Source organism: Streptomyces sp. NPDC051211 (assembly GCF_040689505.1).
Lineage (GTDB): Bacteria > Actinomycetota > Actinomycetes > Streptomycetales > Streptomycetaceae > Streptomyces.
Genome location: NZ_JBFBAV010000008.1, coordinates 142,695 through 158,470, shown reverse-complemented (window position 1 = coordinate 158,470; position 15,776 = coordinate 142,695). Strand labels below are relative to the sequence as shown.

The 15,776-nt window shown below is 75.4% G+C and carries 10 protein-coding genes and 1 pseudogene; 5 read left to right on the top strand and 6 right to left on the bottom strand.

Annotation, left to right across the window (positions count from 1 at the left end; all coding sequences use genetic code 11):
* Positions 1–61: 61 nt before the first annotated feature.
* The 4 genes from AB0447_RS11360 to AB0447_RS11345 all read left to right on the top strand — a co-directional run bounded on the left by AB0447_RS11360 (position 62) and on the right by AB0447_RS11345 (position 5,100).
* Positions 62–2,158: an MMPL family transporter gene (locus tag AB0447_RS11360; protein WP_366476343.1), complete on the top strand. Its 2,097-nt coding sequence runs from the start codon at positions 62–64 to the stop codon at positions 2,156–2,158.
* Positions 2,159–2,165: 7 nt separating this feature from the next.
* A complete protein-coding gene (locus AB0447_RS11355; RefSeq protein ID WP_366476342.1) occupies positions 2,166–3,491 on the top strand; it encodes a sensor histidine kinase in 1,326 nt (441 codons plus the stop codon).
* Positions 3,488–4,195, top strand: a complete 708-nt coding sequence (locus AB0447_RS11350) for a response regulator transcription factor (RefSeq protein WP_366476341.1) — start codon at positions 3,488–3,490, stop codon at positions 4,193–4,195. Before AB0447_RS11355 ends, AB0447_RS11350 begins: the two co-directional genes overlap by 4 nt.
* 128 nt (positions 4,196–4,323) lie before the next feature.
* Positions 4,324–5,100, top strand: a complete 777-nt coding sequence (locus AB0447_RS11345) for a peptidoglycan-binding protein (protein ID WP_366476340.1) — start codon at positions 4,324–4,326, stop codon at positions 5,098–5,100.
* Positions 5,101–5,167: 67 nt separating this feature from the next.
* Here AB0447_RS11345 and AB0447_RS11340 read toward each other — a convergent pair whose 3' ends face one another.
* Both AB0447_RS11340 and AB0447_RS11335 read right to left on the bottom strand, forming a co-directional pair.
* The gene (locus tag AB0447_RS11340; protein ID WP_366476339.1) at positions 5,168–5,908 is read right to left on the bottom strand and encodes an SDR family oxidoreductase; all 741 of its coding nucleotides are present in this window, start codon (positions 5,906–5,908) and stop codon (positions 5,168–5,170) included.
* Positions 5,909–6,061: 153 nt separating this feature from the next.
* Positions 6,062–7,030 (bottom strand): superoxide dismutase, encoded by a 969-nt coding sequence (locus AB0447_RS11335; RefSeq protein ID WP_366476338.1) that lies wholly within the window; start codon positions 7,028–7,030, stop codon positions 6,062–6,064.
* A 109-nt stretch (positions 7,031–7,139) separates the two neighbouring features.
* Here AB0447_RS11335 and AB0447_RS11330 point away from each other — a divergent pair, with 109 nt between their 5' ends.
* Positions 7,140–8,207, top strand: coding sequence for an RNA ligase (ATP) (locus tag AB0447_RS11330; protein WP_366476337.1), 1,068 nt, complete (start codon positions 7,140–7,142; stop codon positions 8,205–8,207).
* Positions 8,208–8,231: 24 nt separating this feature from the next.
* On the opposite strand, the gene AB0447_RS11325 is transcribed toward AB0447_RS11330, so the two are convergent.
* The 4 genes and pseudogenes from AB0447_RS11325 to AB0447_RS11310 form a co-directional block, all read right to left on the bottom strand.
* Entirely contained in the window at positions 8,232–9,509 is a 1,278-nt protein-coding gene (locus AB0447_RS11325; protein ID WP_366476405.1) for a radical SAM protein, read from the bottom strand.
* 170 nt (positions 9,510–9,679) lie between these two features.
* On the bottom strand, positions 9,680–12,760 hold the full coding sequence (locus AB0447_RS11320; RefSeq protein WP_366476336.1) for an RNA repair domain-containing protein: 3,081 nt from the start codon (positions 12,758–12,760) through the stop codon (positions 9,680–9,682).
* Positions 12,760–14,611 (bottom strand): annotated as a pseudogene (locus tag AB0447_RS11315) (RNA ligase family protein). Before AB0447_RS11315 ends, AB0447_RS11320 begins: the two are co-directional and overlap by 1 nt.
* A gap of 114 nt (positions 14,612–14,725) precedes the next feature.
* Positions 14,726–15,706: an NAD(P)-dependent alcohol dehydrogenase gene (locus tag AB0447_RS11310; RefSeq protein ID WP_366476335.1), complete on the bottom strand. Its 981-nt coding sequence runs from the start codon at positions 15,704–15,706 to the stop codon at positions 14,726–14,728.
* Positions 15,707–15,776: the final 70 nt, after the last annotated feature.

Below are 15,776 nucleotides of genomic sequence, written 5' to 3'. Positions count from 1 at the left end.
ACGGCCCCGGCGGACGGGAGTCTGGAGACACCACAGACACCTGCCAGGAGGGAGGCCCGGGATGAGGGCCGCAGTGAAACAGGGCCGGTCGCGGGCGTGGGGGGTGCTCGCGCTCTGGGTGGTCGTCCTCGCCGTCGCCCTGCCGTTCGCCGGGAAACTCGCCGGCGTCACCCAGAACCGGGCCGTCGACTACCTCCCCGCGAACGCCGACTCCACCCAGGTCGCCCGGATCCAGGACGCCCTGCCGGGCGGCGGCTCCACCGACCTCGTCCTCGTCTACCACCGGGACGGCGGACTCACCGGCGCCGACCGGGCGCAGGCCGCCGAACAGGCCGCCCGGATCGACCGCGAACACCGGCTCACCGCCCGGCCCGAAGCGGTGCCCTCGCCCGACGGCAGCACCCTCATGTACGCCGTCTCCACCACCGAGGTGGACCCCGACGGGCCCGCCCGCGTCGAGTTCGTCGAACAGGTCCGGGACGTCGTCCGGGGCGGTGACGGACTGACCGCAGAGGTCGGCGGGCCGGCCGCTTTCGGCACCGATGCCGACAAGGTCTTCGAAAGCCTCGAGGGCCCGCTGCTGTGGACCACCGTCGCCGTCGTCGCGATCCTGCTCGTCCTCATCTACCGCAGCCCGCTGCTGTGGATGGTCCCCCTCCTCGCCGCCGGCGCCGCCAACTTCCTCGCCAACGCCACCGTCTACGCCCTCCAGCAGGGCCTGGGCATCACCGTCACCGGCCAGAGCACCGCCGTCATGGCCATCCTCGTCTTCGGCGCCGGCACCGACTACGCCCTGCTCCTCGTCGCCCGCTACCGAGAGGAACTCCGCCGCCACGAACGCCCGTACGAGGCCATGGTCGCCGCCCTGCGCGGCTGCGGCCCCGCCGTCCTCGCCTCCTCCGGAACCGTCGCCGCCGGACTGCTCTGCCTGCTCGTCGCCGACCTCAACAGCAGCCGCGGCATGGGACCCATCGCCGCCGTCGGCGTGGTCTGCGCCCTCGCCGCCATGACCACCCTGCTGCCCGCCCTGCTGGTGCTGCTCGGCCGGCGGGTCTTCTGGCCGCTCGTCCCGGCGTACGGCAGCCAACCCAGGGAGCGGCGCTCGATGTTCGCCGCCATGGGCAGCTCGGCCGGCCGCCGGCCCGTCACCGTCCTGCTGGCCGGCGCCGCCGTCCTCGGCGCCCTCGCCCTCGGCTCCCTGAACCTGCCCGGAGACCTCAAGCAGGAGGACGGCTTCGTCACCCGGCCGGAATCGGTCACCGCCATGAACACCCTCGCCCGCAGCTTCCCCGGGCAGAGCAGCCAGCCCATCGCCGTCGTGGTGCCCGCGCCGGCCGCCGACAGCGCGCTGGCCCGGATCCGCGGCACCGCCGGCGTGGTGTCCGCCCAACCCGGCCGCAGCGCCGACGGCTGGACCGAACTCGCCGTCCTCGCCCAGGACCCGCCCCAGTCCCCGGGAGAACGGGCCGCCATCGAAGCCCTGCGCGCCTCCCTCGGCGAACTCGACGGCTACGTCGGCGGACCCAGCGCCCAACAGCTCGACCTGGAGACCGCCAACGCCCGCGACCTCCGCCTGGTGGTGCCGCTGGTCGTGCTGTCCGTCCTCCTCGTCCTGATCCTCCTGCTCCGCAGCCTGGTCGCCCCGCTGCTGCTGGTCGCCGCCGTGATCGCCGTCTGGGCGGCCGCCCTCGGCATCGGCGGCCTGCTCTTCGGACCGCTCTTCGACTTCGCCGGCACCGACCCCGGACTGCCGCTGCTGTCCTTCGTGTTCCTCGTCGCCCTCGGCGTCGACTACGGCATCTTCCTCATGCACCGGATGCGCGAGGAGGCCCTCACCGGGGCCGAACCGGACGCCGCCGCCCTCACCGCGCTCCGCACCACCGGCGCGGTGATCGCCTCGGCCGGACTGGTGCTGGCCGCCACCTTCGCCGTGCTGCTCAACATGCCGATGGTGGCCCTGGCGGAGCTCGGCTTCGTCATCGCGGTCGGCGTCCTCCTGGACACCTTCGTGGTCCGCACCTACCTGGTCACCTCGGCCGCCGTGGCGCTGGGCCGGAAGGTCTGGTGGCCCGGACCGCTCAGCCGCCGCCCGCTGCCGCCTTCCGCCGGGCCGACACTTCACGAGGCCGCGAACCCGGACCCCCTCAAGGTGCTCTGAACAGCCGATGACCGAGAATGTGCGGGTGCCTTCGACCACACGGACGGCCCGATGGACCGAGCGCATCCTGGCGGCCGTCCACCGCGACCCGATGTCGGCGCCGCACCGGCAGCGCACCGACGCCCTCATAGCCGTGGGCGCCGGTGCGCTCTCGCAGCTGATCGCCCTCACCGCGAACGGCGGCCGGAACCCCGACGCCCTCGGCCTGGCCCTGCTGGTGGCCGCCGCCGTCCCGCTGGCCTGGCGGCGGCGCTCCCCGCTGCTCACACTGCTGGCCGTCGCCGCCTTCGAAGGCCCCTACCACATCCTCGGCAACCCCGACCACGGGCCGCTGCCGCAGTCCCTCATCGTGCTGTGGACCGTCGGAGCCACCGGCTCCATGCTGCGGACCGTGCTCACCGGCCTCGCGAGCGTCGCCGTCGCGCTGGCCCTGATGATGGCCGGTCACATGGAATCCGGCCATGAACTGCTCCAGGTCTGCGGCTGGATCCTGGCCATCCTCTTCCTCGGCCAGGACGTCCGCATCTACCGGCGGTACGTGGCCTCCCTGGTGGACCGCGCCGAACGGGCCGAACGCACCCACGAGGAGGAAGCCGCCCGCCGGGTGGCCGAGGAACGCCTGCGGATCGCCCGCGACCTGCACGACCTGCTGGCGCACAGCATCACCCTGATCGGAGTGCAGACCTCGGTGGCCGCCCACGTGCTGCGGGCCGACCCGGACCGGCTGGACCGGGAGGCCGTCGCCAAGGCCCTCGCCGACATCACCGAAACCTGCAGGGAGGCCCGCACCGAACTCCGCGGCACCCTGGAGGTGCTCCGGGCCGACAGCGGCGGCCCGCCCGCCGCCGGCGCGGACGGCCCGCTGCCCGACCTCGGTGCCCTGCCCTCGCTGGTACGGGCGGCCGAGACGGCGGGCGCACGGGTGGCGCTCACCCTGCGCACCCCGCAGGGGCGGCCGGCCCCGGCGGTCGGCGCGGCCGCGTACCGCATCGTGCAGGAGGCCCTGACCAACGCGGTCCGGCACGCCGGGCCCTCGGTCGGGGTCACGGTGGTGGTGGAGCCCGTGGCGCAGGGCCGGGAGCTGCACGTGCGCGTCACCGACGACGGACCCGGGCCCCGGCCGCAGGGCGGTGCGCCGGGCTTCGGCATCATCGGGATGCGCGAGCGGGCGCGCAGCGCCGGCGGCACGCTGACGGCCGGTCCGGGGCCGGCCGGCGGCTTCGAGGTGCTGGCGCACCTGCCGCTGCACGGCACACGGGACGCGGAGGGCACACGGGACGCGCGGGACGCGCGGGATGCGCGGGATGCGCGGGACGGGGAGGCGGTGGCATGACGGGGATCCGGGTTCTGCTCGCGGACGATCAGGCGCTGGTCCGGGCCGCGTTCGCGATGCTCCTCGACTCGGCACCAGGCATGGAGGTGGTCGGGCAGGCCGGCACCGGGGCCGAGGCGGTCGAACTCGCCCGGTCGGCCCGCGCCGACGTGGTGGTGATGGACATCCGGATGCCGGAGATGGACGGCATCGAGGCGACCCGCCTGATCGCCGCGGACGAGGACCTCGCGGGCGTCCGGGTCCTGGTCCTCACCACCTACGACACCGACGAGCACGTGCTGGAGGCCCTGCGCGCCGGCGCCTCCGGCTTCCTGGTCAAGGACACCGAGCCGGCCGCGCTGCTGGCCGCGATCCGCACCGTCGCCGCCGGTGAGGCGCTGCTCTCGCCGGGGCCGACGGCCCGTCTGATCGCCCGGGTGCTGCGCGCCCCCGGCCCGCCGGACCCGCCCCGGGAACATCCCACCGGCGGTCTCTCGGACCGGGAACGGCAGGTGCTGACCCTGGTGGCCCGGGGCCAGAACAACACGGAGGTCGCCGAGACGCTGGGACTGAGCCCGCTCACCGCGAAGACGCACGTCAGCCGGATCATGGGCAAGCTCGACGCTCGGGACCGGGCCCAACTGGTGATCGCGGCCTACGAGTCGGGGCTGGTGGTCCCCGGCGGGGACCGCACCCCCGGCCCCCCGGATGCCGGTCCGGCCTGAGCCCGCTCCCCGGCCGCCGCACGGCCCAGTGACCGGACCGGGTTTGACCTGGCGTCCGGCGTGCGCGAGAGTGCCGCCGGGCCGGGGTGCAGTGCCGCGTCGGCCCCCGTGCCTGCCAGGAGCCAACCGTGTCCCACCACCGTGACCAGAGCGCGGCCGTCGACGACGACGGCCGGCTCGTCCCTCCCTACATACCCGCCGGGGGACACTCCGGCCCGGCGGGCTCCTGGCTGCCGTCCGTGCCGGAGCCGACGGAACCGGACCCGGACCCGGGGCGGCCCGCCCCCCGGTCGGCGCGGCCGACGGCGGCCGGTGCCCCCGCCGGCCGCGCTTCGCACCGCCGCGCGGTGCGCTCCCGCCGCGGCCCGCGGACGCCCCTGATGATCATCGGCGTCCTCGGGGTGGCGGCGACGGCCGGGCTGCTCCTGCTGCTGCGGTCACCCGAGACCGAGCGACCGAAGGCGTCTCCGCCCCCGCTGACCGGCGTGCCGGGACTGCCGGGCGGAGGCGGGGTGGCCGACGGCTCGGAAGCCCCCGCGGACACCGCCGCCGGCACCCTCACCGGCCCGGCCGCCACACCCTCCGCCGTACGCCCCTCCGCTTCCGCCGCCACGACGCCCTCGGCGAAGCCCTCGCCCGGTACCGGCCAGACCTCCGCGCAGCCCACGCCGTCCCCGGTCCGGCCGGAACGGACCGACGGCACCCTGCGGACGGGCGACTCCGGCCCCGAGGTGAGCGAACTGCAGCAGGCGCTCTTCGGGCAAGGCTTCACCTATGTGTCCGTCACCGGCAGATACGACGAGGCGACCAAGCGCGGGGTCCGGCAGTTCCAGCGCGACAGGAGCCTGCGCGGCGACCCCTCCGGGGTGTTCGGCCCGCACACCCGCGCCGCCCTCTACGGCTAGGGGGTGTCTTGTCGGTCAGGCCGCGAGCCCGGCCTGACCGGCAAGACACCCTCTGGCCTCCGGGGATTCAGCGGCCGCCGGACACCCGCAGGACCGTGCCCGTGGTGTACGAGGCGTCCGGCGACAGCAGCCAGGCCACGGCGGCGGCGATCTCCGCGGGGGCGCCGGGCCGCCCGAGCGGGATGCCCGCGGCGGCCTTCGCGGGCCGGTCGGGGTCCCCCATCGCGGCGTGCATGCCGGTCTCGATGATGCCCGGCGCGACCGCGTTGACCCGGATGCCGGCCGGCCCCAGCTCCTTGGCGAGGCCGAGGGTCAGCGTGTCGGTGGCCGCCTTGGTCGCCGCGTAGTGCACGTAGTCGCCCGGGCTGCCCAGGGTGGCGGCCGCGGAGGACAGGTTGACGATGGCGCCGGACCCGGCTGCCGTCATGTCCCGGGCGGCCCGACGGCAGCACAGCAGGTAGCCGAGCAGGTTCACCTCCACCACCCGGCGCAGGTCCTCGGTCCGCGCGTCCGCCAGACGGCCGAGCGGGCCGGTCACCCCGGCGTTGTTGACCAGCCCGGTCACCGTGCCGAGCTCGGCCGCGGCCACGTCGAACAGCCGCTCCACGTCGACCTCCACGGCGGTGTCCACCCGCACCACGGCACACCGCCCGCCCGCCGCCCGTACCGCCTCGGCGGTGGAATCGGCGGCCGCGCGGTCGTTCACGTACCCGAGGGCGAGGTCGTGGCCCTCGGCCGCGAGCCGGACGCAGGTGGCCGCGCCGATACCGCGGCTGCCGCCGGTGACGATGGTGACGGGTCGTGACATCGGTGCTGTTCCCTCGGGCCGGGCGGGTGCCCGGCCGGGCCCGGAGGCCGGCGGGCGGGATCCCGTCGATCCTATGCACCCGCCGGCCGGCACCCGCCCGCCGGCACCCGGGCGCCGGCACCCGGGCGCCCGGGCCCCCGGGCTCCTCGGGGCCTAGAGGGTGACCGCCACCACGGTGGACGTGGTGGCCGGGTCGGACCAGTCGGCGTCGAACCGGGCGTTCACCACGTACAGCCGCCCGCCGTACACCGCCGCCGTGGTCGGCAGGTCGAACCGCGGGTCGGTGATCCGCTTCACGAACCGTGCCCGGCTGCCGTCCGCGGCGATCCGGAACACGTCCACCGCATAGGCCCAGTTGCGCACCACGTACAGGGTGCAGCCGTCCACCACCAGGCCGTCGCCGAAGCTGACCTCGCCCCCGCCCTCGAGGACGGTCCGGGTGGCCTCACCGGTCCGCGGGTCCACCCGGAACAGCGCCGGGGCGTTGTCGTTGACCACCAGCAGGGACCGGCCGTCCGGGGTCCGTTCGATGCCGTTGGCCCCCCACACCTGCCCGCCGGGCGGGGTGGGCACCCACTCGCCGCCCAGCGGGATCCGCCGGAGCGCGGAGGCCGGAGCCGGCGAGCCCGGCCACACCGGCAGCCGGTACAGGACGTCGTTGAAGGAGTCGGTGAACCAGGCCGAACTCCGCCCGGCCACCACGTCGTTGACGAAGTTGACACCGGTCCCCGCCTGATAGGTGGCCAGTACCCGGCCGTCGCCGGGCCGCACCACCCGGATCTCGCCGCTGCCGCCCCCGGCGACCAGCAGTCGGCCGTACGGGTCCACCTTGAGCCCGATGGACGCCGGGCCCCGGCCGGGGCTGATGATCCGGCCCCGCCCGGTGGCCAGGTCGAAGGCGTAGAGCGCGCCGTCGATCATCGAGCCGGTGTAGGCGATGCCGTCGGGGCCGACGGCGATGCCCTCGGGCTGGAAGCCCGGCGGGGTGGTGATGAGCTCGGGCCCGGCACCGCCTGCCGCGCGGGCGACGCCGGCGAGCGGCCCGAGCGGGGCGAGCAGGGCGGCCCCGCCGACGGCCGCGGCGGTACCGAGCAGACCGCGACGGGAGAGAGTGTGTCCCACGGTTCGGATCCTTCCGGCTGTTGAAGTCTCTGACGCAGACACTTCAACACACGTAGCACGGTGAAAAACCGTTCGCCCAGCGGAAATCGACTGACGCAGAGTGACGTTCATGTCGACCTTGAGAGTCACCGCCGAAGTCCTGACCATCCACGAGCACCCCAACGCCGACGCTCTTGAGCTGGCCCAGGTCGGCCTCTACCGGGCAGTCGTCGCCAAGGGCCGCCACCGCACCGGGGACATCGCCCTCTACATACCCGAACAAGCCGTGCTGCCCGAGGCGTTGATCGAGGAGCTGGGCCTGACCGGCCGGCTGGCCGGCGGCGACGCGAACCGGGTCAAGGCGGTCCGGCTGCGCGGGGAGCTGTCCCAGGGCCTGGTCTGTCTGCCGTCCGCGCTCGACGGCACCGACCTGGAACTCGCGGTCAAGGAGGGCACCGACTTCGCCGGACTGCTCGGCATCACCAAATGGGTCCCGCCGATCCCGACGAACATGAGCGGCGAGGTGGAGTCCGCCCCCGAGCTGCTGCCCTGGGTCGACATCGAGAACCTGCAGCGCTACCCGGACATCTTCGAGCCCGGCGAGCCGGTGGTCCTCACCGAGAAACTGCACGGCACCGCCAGCCTGGTCACCTACCTGGCCGAGGACGGGCGGGTGCTGGTGTCCTCGAAGGGATTCGGCTCCCGGAACCTGGTCCTGAAGGAGGACGAGGGCAACCTCTACTGGCGGGCCGTCCGCGCCCACGGTGTCCCGGAGGCCGCCGCCCGCCTCGCGGCCCGGCTCGGCGCCACCCGGGTCGGGATCTTCGGCGAGGTATTCGGCGCGGGCGTCCAGGACCTGGCGTACGGATCCGACGCCCGCACCACCGGACCGGGCTACGCCGTCTTCGACGTCTCCGCCGAGATCGACGGGCAGGTCCGCTGGCTGGACCCGGCCGCGCTGCTGGACGGCGAACTGCCGCTCGTACCGCGGCTGTACGAGGGCCCGTACGACCTGGGCACGGTCCTGGAGCTGGCCACGGGCCGGGAGACGGTCTCCGGCCGGGACCTGCACCTGCGGGAGGGCGTGGTCATCCGGCCGGCCACCGAGCGGTACAGCCCGGTGACCGGCGGCCGGGCCATCGCCAAGGCCGTCAGCCCGGCCTATCTGACCCGCAAGGGCGGCACCGAGTACGAGTGACCGCCCCCGGGCCGGCCGGCGCCCTCACTCGTCGTTGGCGGGCAGGCTGTCCATGAAGGAACTGACCGAGAACACGGCCCGGCCCGGACCGGCCGGGCCGTACCCGGGCGGGGAGCTCAGCCCGAACTCCTCCATCGTCGACCGGTAGGCCTCCAGCAGCCGGATGTGGTACTCCAGCGGCGCACCCTGCGGATTTGCCTTGCCCAGCGGAGTGGTGGGCTCCGGGCACCAGGTGGTGAACCGCGGGGTGATGCCGTGCGACATGAAGTAGCGCAGCCCCTCCACGGTCGAGTCGATGGCCTCGTCCACCGTGGTGAACCCGAACGGCTCGGCCATCTCCACGCCCGCGACGAAGTTCGGGATCACGTTGCGCGCACCGAACACCTCGGCGGACTCCAGGATCCGCCGGTGCCACTCGTCCCGCCCGATGTACTGCTCCTTGCCCGGGCAGTACAGCTCGAACAGCCGCCGGTCCCACACCTCGTAGTTGGGGTGGTAGATCCGCACCCCGTAGTCGTAGAACCGCTGGACGTCCTCGCGGGGCAGCGCCTGCGCGACCACCTTGCCGGTCCAGCGGCCCGGGAACCGCTCCTCGATGGCCTTCGCGTACTGCCCGTAGAAGTCGGCCTCGTCCTTGCCGCCGACCTGCGAGGTGATGGCCCCGCCGGTGAGGGTGTACGCCTTCGACGCCTTGGCCGTGTCGTACTTGTCGATGATCTCCAGCGCTTCCAGGATCTCGTCGAGCTGCTTGACCCCGGTGTAGGGGCGGCCGGCCGCCTTGTGCTGGCGCCAGTTGTGGTTGATGTCGCAGTACTGGCACTCCTGCTTGGCGCCGAAGTACTGGCAGACCCGGAACACCGTGAGGTAGATCAGGTAGCCCCACTGGATGGTGGGCGCCACCTCCATCACGGACTTCCCGTTCGACAGCTTGTGCCGGTAGTACTCGGGCATCGGCGGCAGCCCGACGTCCGCGATCCGTACGCCGTCCAGCCACAGCCCGAGCATGCCGTCGTCCCCGGCCGCCACCCGGTAGGGGGAGGCGGGGTTCACCCGCACCGACACCACGGTCCGGCGCAGGTCGTAGGGGCCGCCGGTGAGCACGATCTCCTCCGGCGGGCGGCGCAGGGCGGCCGCACCGAGTTCGGGCAGGGTCCGGTGGTCGAAGGAGAAGATGAAGTACGACTTGGGCTTGACGTCGCCCGATTCGTTGTCGCTGAGCGCGGATTCGTCGAAGGCGATGCCCCCGCGCAGCAGGTCCTCCTTGATGACCGCCTCCCGGGGTACCTGCGGGAAGCGGGCCATCAGCGACTCGATCGTGTCGGTGCGACGCTGGGCGGCGGGGGTGTGCGGCGTGTGCGCGATGTCTTCGGTCACCCCTCCAGGAATATCAGCACGCCCGGCCGGACTCGTCCCGAGGGTGCCCGCTTGCCCGATTTCGCTCTCGTACCCGGCGCTCGGCGCCCACCGCGCGGTCAGGCCGGCGAGCCCAGGGCGCCGCCCTCCGCCCAGCTCGTCTCCACCCCGGGCAGGTCCCGGGACCAGGCGTCCGCCACGGCGGCGAGCACGGACCGGGACGGCGGGGCGGGTCCCAGGCCGACGGCGAACCGGGCCCGGGTGGGGGAGGAGCGGAAGGGGCGCGGCCAGGCGTGGACGTCGGGGACGCCGGCCTCCTCCAGGGCGGTGAGGAGGGCGCGCATCCGGCCCCGCATCCGGCCCGCGGCCGCCTCGAACTCCGCCTCCGTGTCGGCCCGTACGGTCACGATCGCCCAGGCCGCGTGCCGCCGGTGCAGCGGCGGCGGGGACAACAGCCCGGCCGGGCTGCCGCCCGCCTCCAGGGTCTCCCAGGCCTGGTACAGCTCCTGGACCAGCAGGTCTCGGAAGCCCGGACCGACCTGTGCGGTGCAGCTGCGGACGGGCGCGGACGGGGTGAGCACCGTGACCGCCCCGCCCCCACCGGCCGGCTCCGCCCCTGCGGCAGCTGTCGGCTCCGGCCCTGCGGCAGCTGTCGGCTCCGCCGCGCTTGCGAGGGTCACCGGCCGCCGCCAGTCCCATGCGGCCCAGGCCCCGAAGAACTCCTGCAACAGCGCCCGGCCGCCGTCCCCGCCGGGCTCTCCGGCTCCGCCGGTCCGGGCCCGGTCTTCGGCCGGGCCGGCCGGGGTTCGGCCTTCGTCGGCCCGGGCTGCGCCGGGTTCGGCGCCGGGTTCGGCGGCTGCTTGGGGGGCGGCCGGCCGGGAGGGCGGGGTCTGAAGGACCGTGCGGGCGGCCAGGACGGACCAGGCCAGGCCCGGGAGTCCGCCGTGCGGGGCGGAGTCCAGGCCGCGGGCCCGGGCCCAGGCCTTGACCTGCCGGGCCAGCTGGGCGAACTCCGCCTCCCGGCCGGCGGCTCCGACCGCCTCCCGTACCGCTTCCGCGTCGCTCACCGAGCTCAGCGCCACCGCTGCCGCCGGGTCCAGCTCCGCGCGGCGGGCCACGGCCTGCCCGGGGTGCACGTTCCCGGCGCCGACCAGCACCAGGTCGACCGCCAGCCCGCCCACGGCGAACCGCAGGCCCGGGACCCGGGCGCCGATGACCTGCCGCAACCGGGTGGCCTCCGGCAGCGCCGCGCGGATGCGGTCCGCGACCCCCTCGGCATCGGCCCGGCCCGGCAGCGCCGCCACCAGGTCCAGGTCCGCGCCGGGCAGCGCGCATCCCGTACGGCGCGAGCCGACCACCTCGACGACGCCCTCGCCGAGTGCGGCAGCCACCCGTGCGGCCACCGAGTCCGCATCCGGCTCGCCGGGTGCCCCGCCGGGTGCGCCGTCGGCCGGCCCCCCGGGCGCCCCGGCGGCCGCGGCCGGTGCGGGCTCCGGCAGCCAGCGGACCTCGCCGGTACCCAGCGCCACCGTGGCCCGCGCCCGCATCGGCTCCTCGCCGCGCCGCGACAGCAGCACGAGTTCGCCCGCCCGGGCGGCCGGCAGCCCGGCCCGGGCCAGCCGCTCGGCGCAGTCGGCGGCCACCCGCTGTGGATCCGCCGAGCGGCCCAGTGTCAGATGCGGGGTGTACCCGGCTCCGGACCGGCCCCGGCATCCCGGGAAGCGGGCCGCCAGCGCCGCCCGCAGTTCCTGCCACGGCGCCTCCCCGGCCGCCGCCGGGTCGAGCCACACGGTCGCGTCCTCCCGGTGCCCGAAGGTGTGCACCCCGGCCGGCCGCACCGGGAACGGTGCCGTCCCCGCCGCCACGGCCGCCACCAGCGGGGCCGCCCGCTCGAACTCCGCCTCCGGCACGAAGCCGAAGAGCAGGTTCACGTGCGGCGGCCAGCGGTGGACCTGCGGGTCGTGGTCCCGCCGCAGCTCCTGGACGCCCGGCCACCACTCCCGGGGCGGCAGCCAGGCCAGGGCCGTGCGCGCCGTCGCCGGCACGTCCAGCACCGGCACCCCGCCCGTCCCCTCGCCCTCCGCGCCGACCGACAGCTCCGCCCGCACCCCGTAGTGGTCCGACAGGAACAGTCCGTCCGCCTCCGGTACGTCGCCCAGCAGGCCGGCGCCGGCCACCCGGGCGCCGCCCCGCAGCAGGATCCGGTCCAGCCGCGAGGCCCGCCCGGTCAGCGAGGAGACGGCGGCGAGCGGATTGGCCCCCGGGTCGAAGGTCGGCGTCCGGTCCGCCGGCCCGTGCGCCTCGGTCCAGGCGTCCCGGAGTCCGAGCGCGGCCGCCGGCCCTTCCGGCCCGTCCCGGCCGTCGTTGAAGTCGCCGAGCACGACCAGGTCGCCTTCCACCCCGCCCAGGCCTTCGCCCAGCCGGGCCAGTTCGGCTTCCCGCCGGCCGGCCCCGTTCTCCGAGTGGTCGCTGCTCAGGTGGGAGGCGGCCACCACCAGCGGCCCGCCGGCCGTGTCCACCACCACGGCCGCGACCGCCTTGTGCGGGCCCAGCCGGTGGCCGCCCGCCTCCCGCACCGGGAGCCGGCTGAGCAGCAGCAGCCCGCTGTCGTCCACGTCCCTGCCGCCCGGATCGGTGCCCAGCGTGTACCGGGCGCGCACCCAGTCCGCCGCCAACAGCATGTCCAGCAGCGCCGGTTCGACCTCCTGCAGGGCGATGACGTCCGCGTCGGCGGCCGCCAGCGCGGCGAGCAGCCGCGGCCGCCGGCGGGCCGTGTCGATCCGGTCGGCGTCGTACCGGTCCCACAGCGTGTTCCAGGTCAGCAGCCGCACTTCCGCGGCGGGGACGTCCGCTCCGGCCGTCGGGGCCGCTCCGGCCGGGGACCAGCGCCCGGCCGCCGCGTCCCACGCGTACGGGGTGCGGGCGGTGAAGAACGGTGCCCGCAGCCGCCGCGGCTCCCGTACCCGCCCCGCCTCCGACAGTCCGACCCGGTCCAGGCCGGCGGACCGGTCCCACACCAGCTCCCCGTCCGCTTCCACGAACAGCACCCGGTGCCAGGGGATGTCGCCGCCGGGCACGAACGCGGGCAACGGGATCCGCTTCGGTGCGGCCCCCCGCTGGAGCAGTCCGAGCACGAACCGTGCCGGGTCGAGGCGCGGATCCCAGCGCACCTGGTGGTAGATCTCCTCGCTGGTCCGCATCAGTTCCTCACGCCCCACTCGTCCCCGTCGGCCAGGCCGCCGGCCCGGTCCGCGATCACGCCGTCCGCACCCGCGTACCAGGTGCGGTGGACCCGCCCGGGGTACGGCGGGCTGAACCGGCGCAGCTGCCCGGCCAGCACGTCCGCCGGCACCGGATGCGGCCGGACGGCGTTGCGCCGGACCAGTTCGTCCTCGTCCACCAGCAGCACCAGCTGCGTGACCAGGGCGTTCCTCCGCCCCGCCACCCCCAGCACCAGCCCGCGCTGCTGCTCGGTCAGCGAGGTGGCGTCCCATACCACTGTGCCTCCGCCGGACAGGGCGCTGTCCAGCCGGTCCAGGCCCGCCCGCAGCACCTCCCCGTTGGCCCGCTGGTCGGCCCGGTCGCCGCGCTCGGAGCGCAGGTCGTCCAGGGAGACGTACGCGCCGACGCCCGGCAGCGTGCGCGCCACCGTGCTCTTCCCGCTGCCCGAGGGCCCGACCAGCTGGACCAGCCGGGGGAACGCCCCGTCCCGCCACCGCCAGGTCGCGGCCACCGCCTCCTCGGCGGTGCCGAGCCGGCCCCGGACGTACGCCTGGCGGGCCTCCGCCCAGCACCGGTCTGCAGCCTCGCCGTCCAGGCCGCCGAGTGCCTCGCGCAGGCCGGCCCGCAGCGGTTCCAGCGGGTCGGCGGCGAGCAGCCCGGCGTCCTCGGCGTACAGCGCGGACCATTCCAGGTGCCCGCGGGCCTCCGCGGCCTCCGGGCCGGTGCGTCCGGCCAGGGCCGCGGCCGACACTGCGTGCAACAGCCCGAGGTCGGCGGCGGCCGCCAGCCGCAGCAGCCCGGCCCGGCGCTCCTCGTCGGGGTACGGGCGGTGCGGCAGCGGGTGCAGGCCGACGAGGTCGGCGACCCGGCGGGCGAGCGGCAGCCCGAGCGGGCCGGCGAGCCGCGCGCCGAGCCCGGCCCGGCGGCGGCCGTGCAGCAGGGCCGCGAGGACCCCGGCGAGCCGGGCGTCCCCGGTCCGCCCGAGCAGATCGATCCGGCCGGCCGCCTCCGCCACGGCCTCCGCGGCAACGTCTCCCGCTCCCGCCACGGCCTCCGCGACGACGCCCCCCGTGCCCGCCCCGGCCTCCGGGGCAACGCCCTCCGTCTCCGCGGCGACGCCTCCCGCGTCCGGCGCCGGCTCGCCCAGCGCCGCCGCGAGCGCCGCCGGATCGGGCACCGCACCCGAGCGGACCGCCCACAGCGCGGCGGCCGGCCCCAGCCCGTTCTCCACCACGGCCGCGTACATCCAGTGGGTGTCGGTCATCACGTGCCCGGGCCGCACCCACTTGGCGACCCGCTGCCCGAACTCGGCCCGGGCGAAGCCCTCGACGGTCCGGACGACGTACCCCTCCTGGCGGGTCGTGTCCGGCCGCAGCCGGCGCAGCGCCCGCTCGTCGAACACGCCCCGCCACAGCACCCGGGGGACCGGCACGCCCAGCCCCCGGAGGAACCGTACGGTGGAGTCCCAGTCCAGGCAGTGCCCGGTGGCGTCCCACACCGAGAACCCGTAGAACCAGCTGTCCAGTTCCTCGTACGCGAGGGAGTGCCGGGCGTACAGGTTCTCCCCGCACACCCGCCAGCCCTGCGGGATCCCGGCGCCCACGCGCCCCTGCAGCCCCCTTCACCCAGGCCCGCGACGGATGGTGCCCCGAGTCCAGCGACCGGGCGTGCAGCCCGTCCGCGTACAGGGTGGTGTTCTCCCCGTCGAGCTTCTCGGTGACCACGACCTCGCGCCCGGCCAGGCCGGCCAGGTCACCGGCCCGCACGTCGTCCGAGGCCGCCCCCGGCGACCAGGGCAGATGCGGCGTACGGGGATAGTGCGTGCGCATGATGACCTGGACCGACCTGTTCCTGCATGTCCTGCGACGAGGACGACGATGACGAGGGCGTTCACGCCGGCTGCGTGGCGCCCCCGCCACTGTAGGAAGCCGCCGGAGGCGGATCTACCGATTAACGGCGATCACCCCTTTTCCGCGCGCGTGCCCGCCCTCCAGATGCCGGATCGCCTCGGGCACCTCGGAGAGCTGGTACGTCCGCTCGACGGCCGGCACCAGCCGCCCGGCCACCACGAGTTCGGCGAGCTCGCGCAGGTCCGCCGCCCGGTCCGCGGCCACCAGGGTGCGCAGCCGCTGCCGGATGAACGGGGAGAGCAGGGAGGCCCGCAGCTGCCGGTCCAGGGTGCCGAAGAACCGGCTGCCGCCCTCGCCGCCGACGATGACCAGGGTCCCGTCGGGGGCCAGTGCCCGCCGCAGCAGCGGCAGCGGCCGGTTCCCGGCGGTGTCGAGGATCAGGTCGTAACGGGGCCCCGCGTCCGCGAAATCCTCCCGGGTGTAGTCGATGACCGCGTCCGCGCCGAGCGACCTGACCAGGTCCACCTTGCCGGTGCTGCACACTCCGGTCACCTCCGCCGCGCCCAGCGCGCGGGCGAGCTGGACGGCGTACGAGCCCACTCCGCCCGCCGCCCCGATCACCAGCACGCGCTGTCCCTCCTTGAGGCCCCCGGTGTCGCGCAGTCCCTGCAGGGCGGTCTGCCCGGACACCGGCAGCGCGGCCGCCTGTTCCACTCCGAGCCCGGCCGGCCGGGCCACGATCCGGTCCTGCCGGGCGCACGCGTACTCGGCGAAGGCGCCCGTACCGACCCCGAACACCTCGTCGCCCGGCGCGAACCCGGTCACCTTCGGGCCGACCGCCTCCACGCGGCCGGCGAACTCGTGGCCCCGGACCCGGGTCCTGGGTCTGCGGTACCCCATGCCGAACAGTCTTCCGATGGACGGCAGTCCGGCCATCAGGTGCCAGTCGCCGATGTGGACTCCGGCCGCGTGCACGCGGACCAGCACCTCCGCCGGGCCGGGAACCGGCACCGGAATGTCCGCGAGCTCCAGCACCTCCGCCGATCCGTACCTGTCCTGAACGATCGCTTTCACAGGTGACTCCAAACGAGGGTCCGAGAACCCGGATGTTGGCTATGGTCCATAGCGCGTACGGCGCTTGGCC